At 71.4% G+C, this 22573-nt stretch carries 21 protein-coding genes and 1 riboswitch; of the genes, 6 read left to right on the top strand and 15 right to left on the bottom strand.

The window, feature by feature from the left end:
- Positions 1–26 precede the first annotated feature (26 nt).
- The 5 genes from C503_RS0112275 to thiO all read right to left on the bottom strand — a co-directional run bounded on the left by C503_RS0112275 (position 27) and on the right by thiO (position 4123).
- Positions 27–452, bottom strand: coding sequence for an SgcJ/EcaC family oxidoreductase (locus tag C503_RS0112275; RefSeq protein WP_018682503.1), 426 nt, complete (start codon positions 450–452; stop codon positions 27–29).
- Between the two features lie 37 nt (positions 453–489).
- Positions 490–927, bottom strand: coding sequence for a MarR family winged helix-turn-helix transcriptional regulator (locus tag C503_RS0112270; RefSeq protein WP_018682502.1), 438 nt, complete (start codon positions 925–927; stop codon positions 490–492).
- Positions 928–2048: 1121 nt separating this feature from the next.
- A complete protein-coding gene (gene thiG / locus C503_RS0112265) occupies positions 2049–2804 on the bottom strand; it encodes a thiazole synthase (protein ID WP_018682501.1) in 756 nt (251 codons plus the stop codon).
- A 3-nt stretch (positions 2805–2807) separates the two neighbouring features.
- A complete protein-coding gene (gene thiS, locus C503_RS0112260; protein WP_018682500.1) occupies positions 2808–3008 on the bottom strand; it encodes a sulfur carrier protein ThiS in 201 nt (66 codons plus the stop codon).
- Positions 3005–4123, bottom strand: coding sequence for a glycine oxidase ThiO (gene thiO / locus C503_RS0112255; protein WP_026316215.1), 1119 nt, complete (start codon positions 4121–4123; stop codon positions 3005–3007). The genes thiS and thiO overlap by 4 nt, the downstream gene beginning before the upstream one ends.
- Positions 4117–4225: riboswitch (TPP riboswitch) on the bottom strand. Its footprint overlaps the gene before it by 7 nt.
- A 32-nt stretch (positions 4226–4257) precedes the next feature.
- On the opposite strand from thiO, the gene thiE reads away from it, so the two are divergent.
- Complete coding sequence (gene thiE, locus C503_RS0112250) at positions 4258–4926, top strand: thiamine phosphate synthase (protein WP_018682498.1); 669 nt, start codon at positions 4258–4260, stop codon at positions 4924–4926.
- A gap of 341 nt (positions 4927–5267) precedes the next feature.
- On the opposite strand, the gene C503_RS0112245 is transcribed toward thiE, so the two are convergent.
- Positions 5268–6215: a threonine ammonia-lyase gene (locus C503_RS0112245; RefSeq protein WP_026316214.1), complete on the bottom strand. Its 948-nt coding sequence runs from the start codon at positions 6213–6215 to the stop codon at positions 5268–5270.
- 135 nt (positions 6216–6350) lie between these two features.
- On the opposite strand from C503_RS0112245, the gene C503_RS39105 reads away from it, so the two are divergent.
- A complete protein-coding gene (locus C503_RS39105; protein ID WP_018682496.1) occupies positions 6351–7010 on the top strand; it encodes a hypothetical protein in 660 nt (219 codons plus the stop codon).
- 407 nt (positions 7011–7417) lie between these two features.
- Here the strand turns inward: C503_RS39105 and C503_RS0112235 are convergent, their stop codons facing one another.
- Positions 7418–8920, bottom strand: a complete 1503-nt coding sequence (locus C503_RS0112235) for an MFS transporter (RefSeq protein ID WP_018682495.1) — start codon at positions 8918–8920, stop codon at positions 7418–7420.
- 5 nt (positions 8921–8925) lie between these two features.
- A complete protein-coding gene (locus C503_RS0112230) occupies positions 8926–9681 on the bottom strand; it encodes a GntR family transcriptional regulator (RefSeq protein ID WP_018682494.1) in 756 nt (251 codons plus the stop codon).
- A gap of 166 nt (positions 9682–9847) precedes the next feature.
- Between C503_RS0112230 and C503_RS0112225 the strand changes: the two genes are divergently transcribed.
- A complete protein-coding gene (locus C503_RS0112225; protein WP_018682493.1) occupies positions 9848–10888 on the top strand; it encodes an SIS domain-containing protein in 1041 nt (346 codons plus the stop codon).
- 271 nt (positions 10889–11159) lie between these two features.
- Positions 11160–12197, top strand: a complete 1038-nt coding sequence (locus C503_RS0112220) for an N-acetylglucosamine kinase (protein WP_018682492.1) — start codon at positions 11160–11162, stop codon at positions 12195–12197.
- A 65-nt stretch (positions 12198–12262) separates the two neighbouring features.
- Here C503_RS0112220 and C503_RS0112215 read toward each other — a convergent pair whose 3' ends face one another.
- On the bottom strand, positions 12263–12907 hold the full coding sequence (locus C503_RS0112215) for a DUF3159 domain-containing protein (RefSeq protein ID WP_018682491.1): 645 nt from the start codon (positions 12905–12907) through the stop codon (positions 12263–12265).
- A 196-nt stretch (positions 12908–13103) separates the two neighbouring features.
- Here C503_RS0112215 and C503_RS0112210 point away from each other — a divergent pair, with 196 nt between their 5' ends.
- Entirely contained in the window at positions 13104–13889 is a 786-nt protein-coding gene (locus C503_RS0112210; RefSeq protein ID WP_018682490.1) for an SGNH/GDSL hydrolase family protein, read from the top strand.
- Positions 13890–14196: 307 nt separating this feature from the next.
- On the opposite strand, the gene C503_RS0112205 is transcribed toward C503_RS0112210, so the two are convergent.
- From C503_RS0112205 to C503_RS0112180, 6 genes are all read right to left on the bottom strand, one after another.
- Positions 14197–16920, bottom strand: coding sequence for an AfsR/SARP family transcriptional regulator (locus C503_RS0112205; protein ID WP_211222385.1), 2724 nt, complete (start codon positions 16918–16920; stop codon positions 14197–14199).
- A 595-nt stretch (positions 16921–17515) separates the two neighbouring features.
- Positions 17516–18418, bottom strand: coding sequence for an ectoine hydroxylase (gene thpD, locus C503_RS0112200; protein ID WP_018682488.1), 903 nt, complete (start codon positions 18416–18418; stop codon positions 17516–17518).
- Positions 18415–18810: an ectoine synthase gene (locus C503_RS0112195; protein WP_018682487.1), complete on the bottom strand. Its 396-nt coding sequence runs from the start codon at positions 18808–18810 to the stop codon at positions 18415–18417. Before C503_RS0112195 ends, thpD begins: the two co-directional genes overlap by 4 nt.
- 16 nt (positions 18811–18826) lie before the next feature.
- Positions 18827–20086 (bottom strand): diaminobutyrate--2-oxoglutarate transaminase, encoded by a 1260-nt coding sequence (ectB, locus tag C503_RS0112190; RefSeq protein ID WP_018682486.1) that lies wholly within the window; start codon positions 20084–20086, stop codon positions 18827–18829.
- A gap of 25 nt (positions 20087–20111) precedes the next feature.
- Positions 20112–20630 (bottom strand): diaminobutyrate acetyltransferase, encoded by a 519-nt coding sequence (gene ectA, locus C503_RS39100; RefSeq protein ID WP_018682485.1) that lies wholly within the window; start codon positions 20628–20630, stop codon positions 20112–20114.
- A 198-nt stretch (positions 20631–20828) separates the two neighbouring features.
- On the bottom strand, positions 20829–21449 hold the full coding sequence (locus C503_RS0112180) for a hypothetical protein (protein ID WP_018682484.1): 621 nt from the start codon (positions 21447–21449) through the stop codon (positions 20829–20831).
- A 234-nt stretch (positions 21450–21683) separates the two neighbouring features.
- Here C503_RS0112180 and C503_RS0112175 point away from each other — a divergent pair, with 234 nt between their 5' ends.
- The gene (locus C503_RS0112175; RefSeq protein ID WP_018682483.1) at positions 21684–22550 is read left to right on the top strand and encodes a condensation domain-containing protein; all 867 of its coding nucleotides are present in this window, start codon (positions 21684–21686) and stop codon (positions 22548–22550) included.
- Positions 22551–22573: the final 23 nt, after the last annotated feature.

The following is a 22573-nucleotide window of genomic DNA, read 5'->3' as shown; positions in this document are numbered from 1 at the left end:
CCCTTCCGGAGGGGGCGTTCCGCATTTCAAGCGCCCCAGCCCAGTGGATCCAAACGGCCCAGCTCCTCGTCCCCCTTCGCGAAGCCGGAAACCGCCGAACGAATGGTGTTCTGGAAAGCCAGCACCAACCCATCCGCGAGAAGCATCGTCTGCACAGCGCGCGTCTCCCCGGCCCGCGGCCCATCCGGCACCCGCAGCGTCGAAGTGCTGTGCACGAGCAGCAACCCATCCGCCAACGGACGACTGGACTCCGCACGGATCTCCAGCCTGCTCCCCCGGTAAATGGTGTCGAAGATCTTCCGATGCTCCCGCGCGATCACCGTCCGCCCGCGCTGCACCCGCCCCAACACGTCCACGAACACCGCGTCCTCGGCGAAGCACGCGGCCCACCCGGCACTATCGCCCGCGTTCCAGACCCGAACCAGCTCGTTGATGACCTCGTCGACCGTCATCCCCCCAGTGTGTTCCCTCCAGCACACTGGAGATCCACTAGTCGACCAGCAGGGCTTCCAACACCGGAATCGCCGCCTCCAACCGCGCCCGATCCGCGGGCGCCAACCGATCCAGCCGCCGCCCCAACTCGTGCACCCGCGTCGACCGCACCCCGGACACGATCCGCTCCCCGTCCTCGGTCGCCCGCACCAGCCACGCCCGCCGATCGGCCGGGTCCGGCTGCCGGTCCACATACCCCGACTCCACCAGACTCGCCACGATCCGCGACATCGTCGGCGCGGCCACCCCCTCCTTGGCGGCCAGGTCCCCCAGCCGCAGCTCACCACATCCGACCAAAGTGGACAGAGCAGAGATGGACCCGTGGCCCAACCCGGGGGCACCCGAACGCCGCAACGCCCGCGACAACCGCCCGATCGCCAGGTACAACCGAGCGGGCACGTCACCGACGGCGGGCTCGGCGGCCGATGTCGTCATACCTCATTGTGCCGGGCCACCCCCCAAACCCCCAACGGCAGGTCCACCACCCCACCCCAGGAAAAACCACCCATCCCAGCGACAGAAGTTGTCCACAGGCAAGATCCACACCCGCCTCTCCAAGATCCTTTGCCGCCCCCACCTGCTAAAATGGCCGTGGGGGATCCCCTGGGAGCGGTGGGCTATGTAGTGGGGCAGCCCGCGCAAGCAACGCCCCGATCCCGAGTCGGTCGGGGTGCCCTGCTCACCGACATCGACAAACACACCGCCGACCAGTCCCCACCCTTCGCCCACCACAGCAGGCACAGCCACCCCGTGACCGATCACCTCCCAGACGCTCGAACCGGCAGACCGATCACGCCCCGACTCAATTTCCCGACATCGACATCCGCCGCACCCCAAACCCACTCGAACCCCAGGTCAAAGCACCACCCACCCAGCAACGCCCCCGCGAATCTCCCCCGATCGAGCGACAGAAGTTATCCACAGCCCACCCCCGCACCCCATCAAACCAAGATCCACAATCACCTCCGCCCGGTAGAATGGCCAACGGGGGATCCCCCTGGGAGCGGCGGGTTATGTGGTGGGGGCGCTTCAGGCCCGACAGCCAGCCGATTCCACGCCCGCCGAGCCGGTAGCGCCCGATCTTGCGGCAGCCGAGCCTCATGCCAGGTGATCTTTGCATCGGCCGGTCTTCATCCAAGACACTCTCGGACCAGGCGGCCTTTGCGCAGAGCGATCTCGTATCAGCCCCACCTGCACGCTGGCCGATCCCCACACCAGGCGATCCCGGCGCCGGCCGGCCACAGAGCCAGATGTCCGGACGCCAGACAATTCTGGCGACTTCCCCTCAACCTCCCCTGCGATTCCCCTGCCCGACCCAAAATCCCAGGCAGACACCTAACCACCACCACAAAAGCCCTCCGATCAGGCGACAAGAGTTATCCACAGGCAAGCCCCACAACCCCGCCGATCAAGATCCACTGTCACCCGCACCAGGTAGAATGGCCAGCGGGGGATCCCCCAGTGGAGCGGCGGGCTATATACGGGGGCAGGCGAAGTCGATCACGCCCGGCTGTCCCGCTGCGCTGGATATGAGGCGTATGCGATCTGAAGCACGGTCAGCGCGGCGGGCTGGACGCCTGGGCCCAGAACCGCTGCGGGATCCGCCCGGCCGACCGCGCCAGCCGCCCAGCGATCACCGCCGACCGCATCGCCGTCGCCATCTTCTCCGGGTCCGCCGCGCGCGTCACCGCCGTGGCCAGCAGTACGGCCGCGCAGCCGAGTTCCATGGCGAGGGCCGCGTCCGAGGCGGTGCCGATGCCCGCGTCCAGGATCACCGGCACGCCCGCGCGGGCCACGATGAGCTCGATGTTGTGCGGGTTACGGATGCCCAGCCCGGTGCCGATCGGCGAGCCGAGCGGCATCACGGCCGCGCAGCCCGCTTCCTCCAGCCGCAGCGCGAGGACCGGGTCGTCGTTGGTGTAGGGCAGCACGACGAAGCCGTCGTCCACCAGGGTGCGGGCAGCGTCGAGGAGTTCGACCGGGTCCGGCAGCAGGGTGCGGTCGTCGGCAATGACCTCAAGCTTGACCCAGTTGGTGCCGAGCGCCTCGCGGGCCAACCGGGCGGTGAGCACGGCCTCGGCGGCGGTGCGGCAACCGGCCGTGTTGGGCAGCGGATCGATGCCGAGCCGGGCCAGCACCTGGAGAACGCCCGTCCCGCCCTGGGCGTCGACCCGGCGCAGCGAGACCGTCGTCAATTCAGTGCCGGACGCGACCAGCGCGCGTTCGAGCACCGACAGGTTGGCCGCGCCGCCGGTGCCGGTGATCAACCGCGAGGTGTACTCCCGGTCGGCGATGATCAGCGGGTCGTCCATCCGTCAACCTCCCTGCACGGCGGTGAGTACTTCGAGCACGGCGCCCGCGGACACCGGCGTCGCGACGTGGGCGGCGCGCGGCACGACCTCACCGTCCAACGCGACGGCGATGCCGGTGGTGGGCAGGCCGAGCACGGTCAGCACGTCGGCGACCGTCGCGCCGTCGGCCACGTCGCGTATGTCGCCGTTGACCGTGATCCTCATGTGGGCACCTCCACGCCGAATCGGGACGGGCACGCCGCGCGCAGGCGTTCCGGCAGTTCTTCCTCGCGCACCAGGGACAGCACCGCAGCCGCGGTTATCGGAGCCAGCAACAGACCATTGCGGTGATGCCCTGACGCGACCAACACCCCGGGTTCCAACTCGCCGATCAACGGCAGGTTGTCTGGACTACCCGCGCGCAAACCCGCGGCCGTCTCGGTCAGCGCGTACTCGGCGATACCGGGGAGCACGCGTTCCGCGTCGCGCAGCAGGTCGCGCACAGCGCCCGCGGTGACGTCCTCGTCGAAGCCCACGTCCTGTTGGGTCGCACCGAGCACGAGTTCGCCGTCCACGCGCGGTACCAGGTAGATCGGCCTCGACTCGACGTGCGCGCGGATCGTGCGAGTCGGGACGGGCAACGCGCCGCGCCGGGTGCGCAGTCGAAGGATCTCGCCCTTCACCGGACGCACCAGCCCGTGCAACGCCGGGTGCAGCGCGCCGCTCCAAGCGCCCGCGGCGATCACCACCACCGCACATTCCACAGTGGACTTGTCGGTCAGCTCGACGCCACCCGGGTGAACCGTGTCCGCTGACACCGTGACGAACTCCACACCCGATCGGACGCACGCGGCGTGCAGGGCAGTAAGCAACGCGCGGTTGTCCACGGCCAGATCCCCGGGCACATGAAGTCCACTTCGGACACTCGATCCCAGGGTCGGCTCCAGCCCGCGCAGCTCACGGCCGGACAGGCGGTGCACCTCGCGGCCGCGATCCCGCAGGTGGTCGGCGAGCATGGCCAGGGTGCCGACGTCGGCGGAGTCCATGGCCAACGCAAGCGTGCCCTCATGCCGCAACCCGGGGTCACCGCCCGCGCGCGTCAACCGCGCGGCGAACTCCGGCCACTGGTCCAATGAGGCTCTGCCCAGCTCCAGGGCGTCCTCCTCCCCCGGCCAGGACTCGGTGACCGGCGCCAACATGCCACCCGCCACCCAGGACGCACCACGCTTCGGCCGGGGATCCACCAGCGTCGTCGGATATCCGGCCGCGGCCAGCCACCACGCCACCGACAGCCCGACCACCCCGCCGCCTACGACGGCGATGCGGCCCACTTCACTCATGTCCTCACGCTCCCTGCGCCGGCATGACCCGGATCAGGTTCGACGGTCGGAGCGACACAGCTCCCTCTCAGCCCGATTCCCCGGACTCCCGTGCGACCGACCACCACCGTAGCGCAGGCGCTAGCGTCAACTCCATGCCAGGACTCGACGGGGACCAGATCAGGCGCAGGCTCGCCGACGCGCGGCTCTACCTGTGCACGGACGCGCGCTCCGACCGCGGCGACCTCGCGGACTTCGTGGACGCCGCGCTCGCGGGCGGTGTGGACATCGTGCAGTTGCGGGACAAGCGGAACGACGTACCGCTGGAGGCAGGACCGGAACTGCGCGCGCTATCCGTCATCGCGGAAGTGTGCGCTGCCCACGGTGCGTTATTGGCGGTGAACGACCGCGCGGACGTAGCGCTCGCGGCAGGCGCGGACGTGCTGCACCTCGGACAGGACGACCTACCGGTCACCGTGGCCCGCCACATCCTGGGCGACGACATCGTGATCGGCCGCTCCACCCACGACTTCGCCCAGGCCATCGCGGCCGCGAACGAACCGGGCGTGGACTACTTCTGCACCGGCCCCTGCTGGCCGACCCCCACCAAACCCGGCCGCCCGGCCCCCGGCCTCGACCTGGTCCGAGCCTGCGCCGCCACCGCCCCGACCCGCCCCTGGTTCGCCATCGGCGGAATCGACGACACCCGCCTACCGGAGGTCCGCACCGCGGGCGCCGACCGCATCGTCGTCGTCCGCGCGATCACCGAGGCTCCGGACCCGAAGGCCGCCGCGGAAGCCCTGTCCGCCGCCCTCCGCAGCTGATCACCCAAGTTGCCCGCAGCCCCGCTGGACTGTCGCCCAGGCCCACACCCCACGTGACCAGCCCGCACACCCACGACTCCCTGTGGACAGCTCCGCGCGCAACGTCGCCCACCAGCGGTAGCGTGGAATATGGGGGATCCCGGCGAGTTGTCCACAACCCCTCGAAACCATCCACAGGCCACCGACGCGGCTTGTTTGCCCTGCTCAGCGCTCGATAGGTTGTGGAAGAGCGCCGCACCCCGGGGCGGGCGGGGCCCGCCCCGGGGACGGATCTCGATCTTGAGTGCGGCGCGATCATGAAGCCGGTGGGCTCTGGTCCGCAGCGGGGCGATGCGGACAGGTCAGGCCTTCAGCAGGTCGGCGAGGGTGGTCGGGTCGAGGTTGCCGCCGCTGAGGATGGTGACGGTCTTGCCGGGTGGGAGTCGGTCGGCGTGGTGCAGGTAGGCGGCGGTGGCGACGGCACCGCTGGGTTCGGCGATCAGGCGGGCGCGGTGGGCCAGGACGGCGACGGCGTCGCGGATCTCGTCCTCGGAGACGGTGACGATGCCGTCGACCAGGGCCTGCTGGTGGGCGAAGGTCAGTTCCGATGGCTGGCTGCGCAGGCCGTCGGCGATGGTGCGGTTGCGGTCGGCGACCGACCAGGAGACGCGTTCGCCGCGGGCCAGGCTTTCGGCGGTGTCGGCGGCCAGTTCCGGCTCCACCGCCCACACCTGGGCCTCGGGGCGCAGGGCCTTGACCGCGGCGGCGATGCCGGAGATCAGGCCGCCGCCGCTGACCGGGGCCAGGACGAGGTCCACGTCAGGTAGGTCGGCGACGATCTCCAGGCCGATCGTGCCCTGCCCGGCGATCACCCCCGGATCGTCGAACGGCGGCACCAGCGTCGCGTTCTCCCGCTCGACGATCTCGTAGGCCACGGCCTCGCGCTGCCCGACGGCGGAGAGCACCACCTCCGCGCCGTGCGCGCGGGTAGCCTCGACCTTGACCGTCGGCGTGTCCTCGGGGACCACGATCCACGCCGGGATCCCGAACACCTTGGCCGCGTAGGCCACGGCTTGGGCGTGGTTCCCGCTGGAGTAGGCGACCACCCCGCGGGCTCTGGTCGCCGCGTCGATGCGGGCGATGGCGTTGTACGCGCCGCGGATCTTGAACGCGCCCACCGGTTGCAGGCTCTCCGGCTTGATCCACAGTGGACGATCGGCCCACGGGCACGGGACCAGCGGGGTGCGCACGGCGGTGCCCGCGATCCGCTCGGCGGCGGCGGTGATGTCGGCGAGGGTGACAAGGTTCACCCACCCAGTGTGCACCGGGGCCGCCAAGTCCACTATGGACTGGGCGGTGTCGCGCAGCTCACCTTGGGCCAACCGGGCGAACGCGTCACGCGTCGGCGGCAATGGAGGGGCACGGCAACGACACCGAACGGAATCATGAGTCAGGACCACACACTTCGCATCAGCCAGGTCGCGGCGGGCGCCCTCGCGGCAGCCACCGCCGCGCTGCTCGGCTCCACCCTGGGCGTCGCGGGCACCGTCACCGGCGCCGCGGTGGCCAGCGTGATCACCACCGTCGGCGGCACGCTCTACCTGCGCTCGCTGGAACGCACTCGGGACGCGGTGCGCGACCGCATCATCACCCGCAACGGCACGGTCGTGAGCACCGACGACGAGTCCGATGAACCCGCACCGCCCGCGAAACCGGCGACGAAACGCCCCTGGGCGATGGTCGCGGGCGGCGTGCTGATGTTCGTCCTGGGCATGGCTGTGATCACCGCTGTCGAGTTCGCCCGCGGCGAGTCACTCAGCGGCGCCGAGGGCACCACCCTGGGCAACCTGGTGCAGCCGGCGGCGCCGACGAGCCCACCCTCAACGACCACGGTCACCGTGCACGAGACCCCGACCAGCACGTCGACAGCCCCCACCACCACCCCGGAGACAACAACCCCGTCCCCGACACAAACCCCCACTCAAACCACGACACCCACCCCCACCACATCCGCCGCCCCGACCACAACGACAACCCCACAACCGCCCCCGACCACGACGTCGTCTCCCGACGCCGCCACCTCAATCCAGTCCCCACCGACCTGACCCACGTCACCCGCTGAGAACCAGAGCCCACCCGGGCTTCATGATCACGCTGGCTGAAGATGGGAAATCCTGCCCCGGGGTCCTTACCAATCCTGCCGAACGCTGAGCAGGGCAAACAAGCCGCGTCGGTGGCCTGTGGATGGTTTCGAGGGGTTGTGGACAACTCGCCGGGACCCCCGATTTCCACGCTACCGCTGGTGGGAGAGACCGTGCGCGAAGCTGTCCACAGGGGCGGTGGAGCGGGGGCTCGTCAAGTGGCGCTGCGTGCTTGGGGACGGTTCGACGGATTGTGGATAGCTTGCGGGGGATCCCCGGATTTCTACGTTACCGCTGGTAGGCGAGGTAGCGCGCGGAGCTGTCCACAGGCCGCGGAGGGTGCGGGCTCGTCCAGCTGGGGCGTGAGCAGCTCAGGCGGCGCGGGTCGGGACGACGTGAGTGGGTGGGCCTTCGACGCCGCAGTGGAGGCAGTCGCCGGGTTGGGGGGATTCGGGGGTGGGGGTTTTCGGGGCGGCGGCCAGGACGTTGTCGTGGATGCTGATGGCCAGGAGGCCGCCCAGGGCTGCGAGACCGGCGCATACCCACAGGGAGATGCGCCAGCTCGATGTCAACGCCGCCGGGTCTGTGTAAGCGGCGCCGGTAAGTCCGGCCACCGCGGGCAGGACTGCCACCGCGAGGAGGCTTCCGGTGCGGGCTACCGCGTTGTTCACGCCGGATGCCACGCCCGCGTAGCGGTCCGGGGCGGCGGCCAGGACCGTCGCTGTCACCGGAGCGACCACGATGGACAGCCCGAGGCCGAACACGATCACCGCGGGCAGTACCGAACCCAGGTATGACGCGCCAGGGGCGATGCGCAGCATGAGGAGCATGCCCGCCGCCACGGTCAGTGGGCCGAGGACCAGGAACCAGCGCGGGCCCCATTTGGCGGCGAGTCTGCCGGAGCGGGCCGACAGCGTCAGCATGATCAGCGTGATCGGGAGGCCCGCCACGCCCGCTGCGGTCGGTGGGTAGCCGAGTGAGACCTGTAGTTGCAGGACCATCAGCATCATCACGCCGCCCAGTGCCGCGTAGACGACAAACGTGAGTGCGTTCGAGATGACGAACGTGTGGCCGGTGAACAGGGCGGGCGGCACGAGCGGCGTTCGTTGGCGGCGTTGCATCACCACGAACGTCCCCAGCGCCAGCACGCCGAGTACGCCCGCGCCGACGACCAGCCAGTCCGCGCCGCGTACCGGGGCCTCGACCAACGCTGTCGTGATCCCGGCGAGGCCGAGCGCGCCCAGGGTCGAGCCCGCCACGTCCGGGTGACCGGTCACCTCGCCGTCCCTCGTCTCCGGGACGTAGCGCAGCGCCAGCAGGACGCACGCGATGGCGACCGGGATGTTCACCAGGAACGCCAGCCGCCAGGACCACGCCTGTACCAGCAGGCCGCCGACGAGTGGTCCCGCCGCGGCCGCGAGGCCGCCGAGACCCGACCACGCTCCGATGGCACGTGCGCGGTCCTCGCGGTGGAAGACCGATTGCAGGATCGCGAGCGAGCCCGGGGTCAGCAGCGCGCCGCCGATGCCCTGTAGCACCCGCGCCGCGACCAGCATGGCCGTGTTCTGCGCCAAACCGCACAAAACCGACGCGGCGCCGAACCACACCACACCGACCAGGAACACCCGTCTTCGCCCATAACGGTCGCCGAGTGAGCCCGCGACCAGGATGAGCGAGGCCAACGCGAGCAGGTAGCCGTCCAGGATCCACTGCAGACCGGCGACCGAGGCGTCCAGCTCGGTGCCGATACGCGGCAGGGCGACGTTGACGACACTGCCGTCGAGCATGGCCATCCCCGACCCGAGGATGGTGGTGGCCAGCACGCCGCGCGCCGGGGCGCTGCCCCAGCGGATGTCGGCGAGTGTCGCGGTCACCTTGGTCAGGACGGCCGGTTCAGCGTGGCCACGAACTTGTAGCGGTCGCCCCGGTAGACCGACCGCACCCATTCCACCGGCCGCTCGTCGGTGTCGAACGAGTGCCGCGACAGCAGCAGCATCGGCATGCCCACGTCCGCGCCGAGCAGCTCGGCCTCGTGCGGACCGGCCAGCGCGGTTTCGATCGTCTCCTCGGCGTGTCCCATCTCGACATCGAACCGCTCCCGGAGCACCTGGTAGAGCGAGCCGCCGCCGCTGACGTAGCGGCGCAGGCCGCGGAAGCGGCCCAGCGGCAGGTGCGTGGTCTCCATCGCCATCGGTTCCCCGTCGGCCAGCCGCAGCCGGTGCAGTCGCAGCACCTTGGCGCCCGCGCGGATGCCCAACAGCCGGGCCAGGTCGGCCTCGGCGGGGATCTCGGAGACCTCCAGCAGCTTGCTGGACGGTTCGCGGCCCTGGGCGCGCATGTCCTCGGTGTAGGAGGACAGCTGCAGTCGCTGGGCGACCTTGGGCTCGGCAGCGAAGGTGCCCTTGCCCTGCACCCGCAGTAGCCTGCCCTCGACGGTCAGCTCGGCCAGTGCCTGGCGGACCGTGGTGCGGGAGACGTCGAACTCGGTGGCCAGTGAGCGTTCGGTTGGGATGGGCGAGCCGGGAGGCATGGAGCCGAGCAGGTCGAGCAAGTGGCGCTTGAGACCCCAGTACTTGGGTTCCCGTTGCACGCGCGCCACCGTGTCCGACCCGTCGGCCGTGGACATCTCCAGCATGGCGTCCCTCCTGAGTCTTGCGCCCGACCCCTACAGAATGCCTTGTCGGGGGTGCCTGACGCGATCACACCCCGCCGGTTTGGTCCGACCGTGACCGACGGGCTGGACGCGTGGCGGCGCCCGCACGGTATGATTGGTCTAGACCTTACCTGCTGAGGAGCCGCAGATGACGAACCCGCAACCATCCGGCGAACGGATGCGTGCCGAGATCGCCGAGCAGCCCGCCGTGCTGGCCGCCGCGGTCGCCAAGCGCGCCGAGACCGCCGAGGTGGCGGCCAGGATCGCCGCTGCCCGACCCCGGTTCGCCCTGTTCGCCGCCCGCGGGTCCAGCGACCACGCGGCCCTGTACGCCAAGTACCTGACCGAGGTCCTGCTCAACCTGCCCGCGGGCCTGGTGTCCCCGTCGACCACCACGCTCTACGGCGCGCAGCCCGATCTCGGTGACGTGCTCTACGTGACGGTGAGCCAGAGCGGCGGCTCGCCGGACCTGATCGAGGCCACCCGGGCAGCCCGCGAGCGCGGCGCGCTGACCGTGGCGGTCACCAACACCCCGGACTCGCCGTTGGTCGAGGCGGCCGAGCTGGCCATCGACATCGGCGCGGGCCCGGAGCTGGCGGTGGCCGCGACCAAGACCTACAGCGCCACCCTGCTCGCGCTCTACCTGCTGGTGGACGCGGTGCGCGGCGGCGACGGCAAGGCGGTCGCCGAGATCGGCGAGCTGGCCGAGCGGGCGCTGGCCGCGGACAACGTGGACGAGGCGGTGGCCAGGCTGCGGTTCGTGGACCGGATGGTCACCACCGGCCGCGGCTACTCCTCGGCCACCGCGGCGGAGGCGGCGCTCAAGCTCGCCGAGACCAGCTACCTGTCCGCGCGCGCCTACAGCGGTGCCGACCTGCTGCACGGCCCGGTGGCCGCGGTCGGCGCGGACACCGGCGTGCTCGCGGTGGCCAGCGAGGGCGCGGGCGGCACGGCGATGCGCGAGGTGCTGGAGGTGGTCGCGCGCAGCGGCGCCGACATCGTGGCGGTGGGCTCGGCGGCCGCGTCGGTGCCCGCGACGCTGCGGGTGGAGCTGCCCGCGAGCGCGGAGGAGGTGGCGCCGATCCTGGAGGTGCTGCCGCTGCAGCGGCTCGCGCTCGGGCTGTCGCTGGCTCGCGGCGGGGACCCGGACGCGCCGCGCGGGCTGAACAAGGTCACCAAGACCCGCTGAGGTCGGGTAACCAGGCGCTGTCCGGCAAGTCTGTTGCGCGGGATTCGTGATCCGCGTGGTCTCCGGGCGCGCGGGCGGGAAGCCGCACGTACCGGGTTGTACTTGGGCTTTCCGCCCGCGGATAGCGTGCGCCGGACTTGCCGGACAGCGCCTAGCCTGGGTGTATGTCGCCCGACTCGGCCGTGCGCAAGGTAGGCGTAGGTGCCCGCTCCGCCGAGGGGGTGGAGCGGAGCGGGCCACCACATGTTACGCCGAACGGAGTAGTGCGCCGGTGAGCGGGGTCGCGCTGGGCATCGACGCGGGCGGGAGCACGACCCGGGCGCTGGCGGTCGACGCGGCCGGGACCGTGGTCGGGCGGGGGCGCGCGGGCGGGGCGAACCCGGTATCCGTCGCGCCCGCCGTGGCCGCGGACAACATCCTCACCGCCGCGCGCGAGGCGCTGGGCGGACGTCCCCTCGCGGCCTGCGTGATCGGTCTGGCGGGGTACTCCGCGCTGGGCTCGCCGCCGGTCGCGGCCGCCTTCCGGCCGGTGTTCGCGATCTTACGGCCGCGCGTCGTGGTGGACGCGGAGGTGGCGTTCGCCTCGGGCACGGCGTCCCCGGACGGGACGGTGCTGATCGCCGGGACCGGGTCGATCGCGATTCGCCTGGTCGGCCGGGCACGGGTCGCCACGGCGGGCGGGTACGGCTGGCTGCTGGGCGACGAGGGGTCGGCCTTCTGGATCGGGCGCGAGGCCGTCCGGGCGACCCTACGCACCCTGCAGGGGCAGGAGCCGATGGGCGTGTTGGCCGCCTCGGTGCTGGGCGCGCTGGGTTATCCACAGCCGAGTTATCCACAATCCCCGGATTCATCCACAGGCGGCGAGATCGCCTTGGACTCGTCCGAGGGCCTGCATAACCTGGCCTCGAATCGCTCCCGCGACCTCGCGGGAGAACCGACGGGGACAGGGGAAGATCATGAACTGCTGGCTGCCGCGACACTTTTCGGGATGGTTATCGCGGCGGTGAGACGGGACGAGCCGGTGCGGTTGGCGCGGTTTTCGCCGTTGGTGACAGCGGCGGCGCACACCGATCCGGTGGCCGCCGGGATCGTGGAGCGCGCGGCGCGATCCCTGGCGGGACAAGTGTCGAGCGTGTACGTCGACGGGCCGGTGGTGCTGGTCGGCGGTGTGCTGCGCACCCTGGTCGGTGATCGGGTGCGGGAGTTGTTGGCCGACCGGGAGGTGGTCGGGGCCGAGGACGGGGCCGTGGGCGCGGCCTGGCTCGCGGCCCTGGACGCCTTCGGGGCCGACGCCGCCCGCCCCCGATGACCAACCGCGGTGCGGGCCGCCGCCGTCCGGTCGCCTGCCGGTCGACGGGCCGACCGTCGGTCCCGCTAGGGCTTCGCCGCGGGCTGCGGGATGCGCGGGTGGCGGATGCCGGGATGTCCCTCCGGCAGCGATCTGGCCAGCACCGCAGCGCTCGCAGCGACCACCACGGCGACCAGTGGCCAGGAGAGCACGACACGCGCGATCGCCAACGCCGTGACGTTGCCCGCCAGCCACAACGCGCCGTAAATCACCGTGCGCAGCGTGTACTGGCCGAACACCCAGACCCAACTCGCCCGGCTGTAGGCGCGGAGCAACTGCGGATCGCGCCGCCACCGGGTCTTCTGACCGAGCAGGGTGCCGACCACGACACCCAGCAGCGGCCAGCGGATGAGCACGCTCACAGCCCACGCGAGGGCGCTGCCGATGTTTGACAACAGTTGGACCAGGAAGAAGTCCTCACCCCGACCGGTGTGCAGGGCCACGATCGCCCCGACCACCACCGCCGTGCTGCTGCCGACCACCGCGGTCACCCGTTCGCCCCGGGTGACCCGGATGATCGCGACCACGGCGGCGGTGAGCAGGGCGACCGCCGCGCCCCAGCCGATCCGGTTGTCGGACACCAGGTAGCCCGCCGCGAACGCCAGCGGCGGCGCGGTGGCGTCCAGCGCGCCGCGGCGCCCGCCGAGGATGTCGGACAGCGAGTCGGTCACGCCTCCAGCCTGCCGCACGTCAACTGCGTTAGGTAGGCCAGACCCCGGCTGTGTTCAGGCACACCGGGGAATGGAGTGGTCGATGTCGGACGTTGGTCTTACCCTGCCCTGCACCGGTGGTGGCGTCGAGCGGGAATGCGGGGGCATTCTGGACGTTTGGTTGTAAGAGGCAACGGATCGGAAGGGGAGGTCGGCTGTGCACGGGTGGGACAGCTGGATCGCGATCGGGGACAGCTTCACCGAGGGTATGAGCGACGAGGCGCCGGGTGGTGGCTACGTCGGCTGGGCGGACCGCCTGGCCGAGGTCATGGCGGCGCAGCGGGGTGGGTTCCAGTACGCGAACCTGGCCCTGCGCGGGAAGATGCTGCAGGAGATCATCGACGAGCAGGTGCCGATCGCGGTCACGACGCGGCCCGATCTGGTGACGCTGTGCGGTGGTGGCAACGACATCATCACGCCGGGCACCGATGTCGACGATGTGGCGGCGCTGTTCGAGACGGCGGTCGCCGCGTTGCGCGCGGTGGACTGCGAGGTGGTGATGTTCACCGGGCCCGACCCGAAGGTGCAGCCGTTGCTGCGCCGGGTGCGTGGCAAGGTGGCCATCTACAACGGACACCTGCGGGCCATCGCCGAGCGGCACGGCGCGCGGGTGGTAGATCTGTGGTCGATGGATGTGCTGCACGACCGGCGGTCCTGGTGCGACGACCGGTTGCACTTCTCGACCGAGGGTCACCGACGGATCGCGCTGCGCACCGCGGAGGTGCTCGGGGTCCCGGTCGTCGAGGACTGGCGGGAGCCGTTGCCCAGCGAGGAGCGCAAGCCGTGGCTGCGGTTGCGGCAGGACGACCTGGCCTGGACCACCACGCACCTGCTCCCGTGGGTGCGCAGGCAGATCACCGGGGAATCCCTCGGGGACGGTCTGGCGCCGAAGCGTCCGGAACTGCGGCCCTTCCAGGTGGACGGCGAGAGCCTGAACGTCTGATCCGGGGTCGGTCCATCCGAGAGCGTCCGGCACGTCCCGGGCCCGATGGTCATCGGTGCCCGGGACGCGGCGCTCGGGACACATCGTGGACACGGACGGTTCGGCGATCGAACGGTCGCGGCGCGGGGATTCCGACGGAATGACCCGGAAACGACGACCGGCCGGCTCTCCCTCCCCCGAGAGCGCCGGCCGGTACGTCGGGCCGCTGTCCCCCAACTATCTCCCGCCGCGGCCCTGGGTCCCGGTTGGCACGGGGACCCTGGCCGCAGAGGTTGCCGGCTGTCGAAGGCGGACGGCTAAGCGTTCGCTAAACGTCCTTCGGCAACGCGGCCAGTCCGGCTTGGACGGCGTCCGCGGCCGGTGACTGGACCAGTCGGTACAGCTCCAGCGCCAGGGTCAGCTCCACCCGGGCCGCGGCCACGTCGCCGTGGTCGCGCAGCACCCGGGCGAGCACCTCGCGGGCGAACGCCTCGGTGAGGTCCAGGCCGTTGCCCTCGGCCAGCTCGATGGCCTCGCGGGCGTGCAGCCCGGCCGCCTCCGGCAGGCCGAGCTCGTGCTCCAGCTCGGCGAGGTTGGCCAGCGCGAGGCCGACGAAGCCGAGATCGCCGACCTCGCGGAAGATCGCCACCGCCTGCGCCTGCGGGCCGACCGCCTCGGCTGGCGCGCCCAGGTTGCGGTGCACCTGGGCGATGTTGTTGAGCAGGTTGGCCTCGCCAAGCCGGTAGCCCGCGCGGCCGGAGAGCTCCAGGGCCTTGCGGTAGCCCGCGAGCGCCTCGGCGTAGCGCTTCTGGCCGTAGAGGGCGCTGGCGACGGTGTTGAAGCCCATGGCCATCAGCTTGGAGTCGCGCAGCTCGGTGGCGATGGCGACGGCGCGCTCGGCGTCGGTGACGGTCTCGTGCTCGCGGTCGAAGCGGGTCAGCAGCACGCACCGGCTCAGCCGCATCAGCACCTCGCCGCGGCGGTCGCCCGCGGCCTGGGCGGACTTGAGACCAAGGCGCAGCACGTGCTCCCAGTCGTCGCGGCGGGTGCGGACCCGGCGGAACTCGCTGGCCATCCGGGCCAGCTGCCACACCTCGGTGTGCAGACCGGCGCGGGCGCCCGCCTCGGCGGCGGCGACCAGGTTCGGCCACTCGCGCTCGAACCAGGCCAGCGCGTCGTCCCGGCCCGCGATCTCCGGGCGGGGCACCTCCGGTTCGGTGGCGGCGTGGTCCAGGTCGTCGCCTGCGGCCCGCAGGTGCCGCCTACCCGCGTCGGCGGCCACCAGGTAGTAGCGCAGCACCAATGGGAGCAGGTCGTCCGAGCACAGCTCGCGGGCGTAGAGGCGGACCAGGTCGTGCATGCCGTAGACGTCCGGGTCGGTCTCGTTCACCAGGAACAGCGCGGCGAGCGCGCGCAGCCGGGCGCGGGCCTCGGTGACGGTGCCGCCCGCCATGGCGGCCAGCAGGTGCGGGCCGACGGTGGGGCCGGGCACGGCGCCGAGCAGCCGCAGCGTCTCGGCCTGGGCGTCGTCGAGGCCGCGGTAGGTGAGGTCGAGGGCGGCGCGCACGCCGGTGTCCACGTCCTGCACGCGCAGGGCGCTGAGCCGGGTGTGCTCGTCGGCCAGCTCGTCGACCAGTTCCCGGAGTGACCACTGTGGACTGACCACCAGCCGGGCGCCCGCGATGCGCAGGGCGAGCGGGAGGTAGCCGCAGAGCCGGGCCAGGCGGTCGCGCAGGGCGCGTTCCTGTGGGGCGGGTGGGCCTGCCGCGTGCGTGATCACGGCCTCGGCCTCGGCGGGCGGGAGCGTGCCCAGCACGCGCAGGCTCGCGCCGTCGGTGACCAGGCCGTCGAGCTTGCGCCTGCTGGTGACCACCACGGTGGAGCCGGGCGCGCCCGGCAGCAGCGGGCGGACCTGGTCGGAGTCGCGGGCGTCGTCGAGCACCACCAGCAGCCTGCGTTCGGCCAGCAGCGAGCGGTAGAAGGCGGTGCGCTCGGTGATGTCCTCGGGGATGTGCTCGGCGGCCACGCCCAGCGCGAGCAGGAAGCGGGCCAGCACCTCGGCGGGCTCGACCGGGTCGTGTCGGGGGTCGAAGCCGCGCAGCTCGGCGTAGAGCCTGCCGTCCGGGAACTCGGCGGCGGCGCGGGTGCCCCACACCACCGCGAGCGCGCTCTTGCCGACCCCGGCTGGGCCGACGAGCACGCCGATCGCGGGGGCGGTGCCGTCCGCGCCCGCGCGGACCTCGTCGAGCCAGGCCAGTTCCTCCTCGCGGCCGGTGAACCCCGACGGCGCTGCGGGCAGCTGGGCGGGGGTGAGCACGCCGACCCGGGGCGCGATCACCGCGGCGCCGCGCGATTCGAGCAGCGTGGTGTCGTCGCGCAGGATCCGGCTGTGCAGCTCGCGCAGGCCGGGGCCGGGGTCGAGGCCGAGTTCGCGGGCGGCGCGGTGCGCGAAGCGCTGGTAGATCTCCAGTGCGGCGGCGCGCCTGCCGGAGCGATAGAGCGCGAGGACGAGCTGGCCGACGAGGTGTTCCCGGAACGGGTGCGTGTCGACCAGCGCGGCCAGTTCGCCGATGACCTCGTCGTGCCTGCCGAGCTCAAGATCGGCGTCGAGGCGCGCCTCCAGCACGGTGAGCCGCAGCTCGGCCAGTTCCGGGGCGCGGACGCGGCCGCCGATGCCGGACAGTTCCGGGCCCCGCCACAGGCCCTGGGCGCGGGCGAGCAGGTCGGCGCGTTCGGCCGCGGGCCGGTCGCGGGACTCGGCCAGCAGTTCCCTGGCCAGCGCGACATCGATGCGGGTCTCGTCGACCTCCAGCCGGTAGCCGGGGCCCGCGGTCTGGATCCTGGTGGTCCGCGTGGAATCCACAGTGGACAGCCAGCGGCGGAGGCGGGAAACATAGCCCTGCACGATGGTCCGCGCCGTGGCGGGTGGTTCGTGGTCCCAGAGCACGTCCATCACGCGCTCCACCGAGACCACCTGATTGGGCTCCAACAGCAGCATCGCCAGCATCCCGCGCAGTCCCGGCCCCCCGGGAACCAGCGTGTTCTCCCCCACCAGCGCGCACACCGGGCCCAATACGCAAAACCGCGGACCCCCTTGCTCCGGATCCGCGAGCGCGTCATGCGCCACCAGGTACCACCCCCCGATCGGACCGGCTCCCCTAAGCCGGTTCACAAGCGCTCCCGGGGACAAACCTAGGACGAATCGGCCGATCACGGCCCGGATACGACACTCGTCAACCGGATGGCCTAATGCCGGACAAGTTTCCGGGCAACCGGCCAAACGGACCGTCGAGCGGGTGACACGGGGTGTCAGCGGCGAATTCCGGGTCGCGTGGAAAGCGAAGGGCGGCAACGGGGCAGGCGCCGAAACAAACGAAGTGACGCAGCCCACTCGGCGGACGAAAAAAGGGGTGTCCGAGTCGGGTTGGCCGGAGCCCGGTGACTGTGGACTCCGCTCCGGGTGCGGACATGGACCGGCCCCGCCACCGCGCCGATCCCGAGTCGGCGGGGACGGGGCCGTAACCACGCGGAGTTGGTCGACAGCACGTCGGGTTCCACCCCGAGTGGGACCCCGACCAGCTCTTGATCAACCAGCCGCGCGGCGCGCACACATGGTAACAGACGGATTACACATGATCACTTTCGGGTCACCTCATGAGCGGGGCGAACGATCGGGACGCGATGAACCCTGGCCGCGGCGCGGGCGCAGCGAACGGCTCCACCAGGGTGTTCGCCACGCTGTTGAAAACGATGAAGATGTTGGAGCGGGGGAACGGGGTGATGTTGTTCCCGGAGCCGTGCATGATGTTCGCGTCGAAGAGCAGGGCCGACCCGGCCGGGCCGGTGAACTGCTCGATGCCGTGCTCGGCGGCCAGCAGGCTGATGTGCGCGTGGCTCGGGACACCGATCTCCTGCTCGGTCAGCGACGCCTTGTAGTGGTCCGCGGGCGTCTCGCCGACGCAGGGCACGAACACCCGCTGCGAGCCGGGCATGACCATCAGGCCACCATTGAACGGGTGGTTGTCGGTCAGCGCGATGGACATGCTGACCGCGCGCGGGGCGGGCATGCCGTCCTCGGCGTGCCAGGTCTCGAAGTCCGAGTGCCAGTAGAAGCCCTTGCCCTTGAAGCCGGGCATGTAGTTGACCCGGCTCTGGTGCACGTAGACCTCGGAGCCGAGCACCTGGCGGGCACGGTCGAGCACGCGCGGGTCGCGCACCAGCTCGGCGATCAGCCCGCTGGTCCGGTGCACCTCGAAGATCGAGCGGACCTCGGCCGAGGAACGCTCCACGATCGTGCGCTCGTCGGCGCGCACGGCCTCGTCCCCGGCCAGCCGGTCCAGCTCGGCGCGGAAGGTCTCGACCTCGGCCGCGCTGAGCAGGTTGTCGAAGACCGAGTAGCCGCGGACCTCGTGCGCGGCGAGGGTGGCCGCGTCGATCGGGCCGTCGGCGTGCTCGCCCCACACCGTCGGGTCGGTGCGTTCGATCGGCCTGCCGGGCGTCGCGGTCCTGGTCAGGTAGCGGTCGGGCGTGCGGACATCGGTGAGGGTCATCGGTCCTCCTCGGTGATCAGCGGATAGACCCCGTTCTCGTCGTGCACCTCCCGGCCGGTGACCGGCGGGTTGAACACGCACACGGTGCGCATCTCGGTGCGGGGCCGCAGCTGGTGGTGTTCGTGGCCGTCGAGCAGGTAGAGCGCGCCGGGGGCCAGCTCGTAGCTGCGGCCGGTCTCCTTGTCCAGCAGCTCGCCCTCGCCGGAGACCACGAAGACGGCCTCGATGTGGTTGGCGTACCAGAAGTCATTGACGGCGCCGGGGTAGAGCGTCGTCTCGTGCACCGAGAAACCGACGCCGTCCTTGGCCAGCACGATGCGTTTGCTGCGCCAGTTCTCGGTCCGGATGTCGCGGTCGGTGTCGGTGATCTCGTCCAGGGTGCGGACGATCATGGCGGTCCTCCCGGGTTCACTCGGTTCGGTCGAGGGTGGTGGCCACCGCGTCGGTGAGGATGGCCAGGCCCGCGTCCAGCTCGTCGTCGGTGATGGTCAGCGGCGGCATGACCTTGGCGACCTCGCCGTCCGGGCCGGAGGTCTCCATCAGCAGGCCGCGCTCGAACGCGGCCCGGCACACCGCGCCCGCGGTGGCGCCGTCCGGGAAGCGCAGGCCCCTGGCCAGGCCGCGGCCCTTGGCACGCAGGTCGGCGGCCGGGTACCGCTCGGCGATGCCGACCAGGACCCGTTCCACCTGCTCGCCCTTGGCCAGCGTGCCCTTCTCCAGGCCGTCGTCGGCCCAGTAGGCGCGCAGCGCCTCGGTGGCGGCGATGAAGGCGGGGTTGATGCCGCGGAAGGTGCCGTTGTGCTCGCCGGGCTCCCAGACGTCCAGCTCGGGGCGGATCAGGGTGAGCGCGAGCGGCAAGCCGAAGCCGCCGATCGACTTGGACAGGCAGACGATGTCCGGCCGGATGCCCGCGACCTCGAAGCTGAAGAACGGGCCGGTGCGGCCGCAGCCCATCTGCACGTCGTCGACGATCAGCAGGATCCCGTGCCGCTGACACAGTTCCGCCAGGCCGCGCAGCCATTCCACGCGGGCGGCGTTGATGCCGCCCTCGCCCTGCACGGTCTCCACGATGACCGCGGCGGGCTCGTTGAGGCCACTGCCGCTGTCGGCGAGCAGGCGTTCCAGCCAGAGGAAGTCCGGCACCTGGCCGTCGAGGTAGTTGTCGTAGGGCATCGGGGTGGCGTGCACCAGCGGGATGCCCGCGCCGCCGCGCTTCATCGAGTTGCCGGTGACCGAGAGCGCGCCCAGGGTCATGCCGTGGAAGGCGTTGGTGAAGTTGACGACCGACTCCCGGCCGGTGATCTTGCGGGCCAGTTTGAGCGCGGCCTCGACGGCGTTGGCGCCCGCGGGCCCGGGGAACATGACCTTGTAGTCGAGCTCGCGCGGGGTCAGCACCAGGTCCCGGAAGGACTCAAGGAAGTCCCGTTTGGCCACGGTCTGCATGTCCAGCGCGTGGGTGACGCCGTCGCGCATGATGTAGTCGAGCACGGCCTGTTTCAGCACCGGGTTGTTGTGGCCGTAGTTCAGCGCGCCCGCGCCGGCGAAGAAGTCCACATAGGACTTTCCCATCTCGTCATAGAGGTGCGCGCCGACGGCCCGGTCGAACACCACCGGCCAGCCGCGGCTGTAGCTGCGGACCTCGGACTCCAGGGTCTCGAACACACTCACGGAGATCTCCCTTTCCCCAGTCGTGTCAGGCGGGCACGCGTTCGCGCGCGGGGACGAGCGGACCGATGCGGTACAGGTCCTCCGCCTCGTGGTCGTCGGGGAAGTGCGCGGGGGCGAACAGCCCGGCACGGCGCAGATCCGCGCCGCGGCGCCGGGCCAGCGCCTGGAACAGCGCGATGGAGGCGTCGTTGCCGGGCGAGATCGTGGTCTCCAGGTGCCGGACGCCGCGCGGCGCGAGCCGGTCGAGCAGGTGGTCGAGGAGTCTGCCCGCGACCCCCAGGCCGCGCTGGTCGCCGTCGACGGCGATCTGCCAGACCACCACGGTCTCCGGCTCGGTCGGGCGGACGAAACCGATGACGAACCCCACCGGGCGGCCCGCCCGCCAGGCGATCGCGGAGGTGTCGGCGAAGTCGCGGCACCACAGCAGGTAGGCGTAGGAGGAGTTCAGGTCGAGCGTGCGCGAATCGCGGGCGATCCGCCACAGCTCCGACCCGTCCGATGTAGACGGTTCGGCGATGTGGATGTCGTGCGTTTCCCCGGACATATATCGGAACGTAACAGGGGTGTTTCGTCCGCTCCGGACGAAGCGCGGCGGGCGGCGCGCGCAACCGGGTACCTACCTGGGGATATCCCGAAACATGGGTGAGGAGTGCAACAGTCCGGTTGTTACCGTCGCAACGGTCGTGCTACCGGCATCGTTGAACGAAACCCTACGAAAGTATGGGTTTGATTCGCCGAGACGTCAGATCATGGTGCTGTCGAGGGGATCCGCGCGGCGGGCGTAGAGCACTTCCTCGTTGATCTCCAACCGGTTGATCACGCGGAGCGCGGCGACCACCGCGTCGGCGACCGCGCCACTGGCGATCTCGTCGAACTCGATGCGCACGGTGTCGCCGGTGATCGTCTGACGCAGGAAGGCGAGCACGTGCGCCTTCCCGGCGGGCAGCCCGAGGGTGATCGTCGCACGGCGGGCGCGCTCCAGCCGGACGCCCTGGGCCGGGCCGCCGAACAGGATGGCAAACAGCAGGTCCTTCGCCAGGCGGAGCAGGTCCTCGCCCTGGGCGGTGCGCCGGTCCGGCTCGATCACCGGGCCGGGCGGGCACGGGGCGACCAGGCAGGCGCTGGTGTCCCAGGCGCCAAGGCGGGCGGTGTGCCTGGCCAGCGAGCGCTCGTCCAGCGGCAGCGCCCTGGGCTGGTGGCCGGGCGACGGGTCGGTGCGCTGGTCGGGGACCGCGCCCGGGTCGCCGGTGGCGATGGCCAGGAGCTGGTCGACCAGCCATTCGTGCGGGCGGGCCAGCAGCTGGGCGCGCAGCAGGCCGCGGTCGCCGCGCATGCGACCGACCAGTTCGGCGAACTCCGACATGCCCGGCAACGTAGTTGCGGGGGCGCGGCGCGACTACCCGGTTCACCCGTTGGTGCGGCGGCGATCGGCTCGGTGTCACGCCCGGGTGATGGATCACCCGGGTGAGTCCGGCTTGGGCGTGATGGCGGAATGTTGGCAATTGGTCAATTGCCATTCACACAGTCGCTTGAGAGGCCAGCCTGACCTAACTTACGCTCGGGCTCCGAGCCCGTCGAGGAGGGTGATCAGTCCACAATGGATACTCTGGTCGCGCCGTTACCCATCGGCCACCCCGGACTGCGCCGCGCGCTGGGCGCCGAGCACACCGCCGCGCTGCTGGGCACCGCGCCCGGCTACTACGCCACCGACCCCGCCGACCTGCTGCGCTCGGCACTGGTGGTGGCGGTCGCCCGATGGTCTGCGCGGCACGGCCGCGCGCTGTCCGTGGACGCGCCCGCGGGCCTCGCGCACACCGTGCGCAGGCTCGCCGCGCCGCCTGCCGCGGATACGGTCGGTTTCGCCTTCGACACGCGGGTCAGGGGCGAAACCGACCACCACGTGATCGAGGTGTTCGCCGAGATCGCCGAGGGAACGATCGCGTCGACGTGGACGTGGCGGGCAACGGCGGTGACCGAGCACGCGGTGGCCGAGCTGGCCGACACCTGGTGCGCGGCGCTGACCGGGCTGGCCACCGAGGCTGGTCGGGTCACCCCCTTGCCGGATGCCGCGAGCGAACCGGCGCGGATCACCGTCGACCTGCCCGCGGCCGTCGACCGGGAACGGGTGCGCGAGGCAGTGGAGGCGGTCGTGCGCGACCGCCCCGCGCTGGCGTCGGCGTGCCGGATGGTGGGGTCGCGGGCGTTCGCGGTGGCCGGGGTCGGCGCCGGGTTCGAGCCGACGCCGCACCAGCCGGGGTTCGGCGTCGACTGGGCGCCGATGGTCCGGTTCTCGCTGGTCAGGCTGAGTTCGGCGGCGCACCGGCTGACCATCGAGGCGCATCCGGCGGCGGCAGGCAACTGGGAACTCTCGGGCCTGGGCGAGCTGGTACGGCAGGCTCTGCGCGAGGGAGACCCAGACCACGCCACCCGCGCGGACGCGGACTCCCCACCGGTCGTTATTTAGGTTAGCCTTACCTGGCTTTGCCG

The sequence above is a fragment of the Actinokineospora enzanensis DSM 44649 genome (assembly GCF_000374445.1).
GTDB lineage: Bacteria > Actinomycetota > Actinomycetes > Mycobacteriales > Pseudonocardiaceae > Actinokineospora > Actinokineospora enzanensis.
This window is presented reverse-complemented; position numbering and strand designations above follow the sequence as displayed.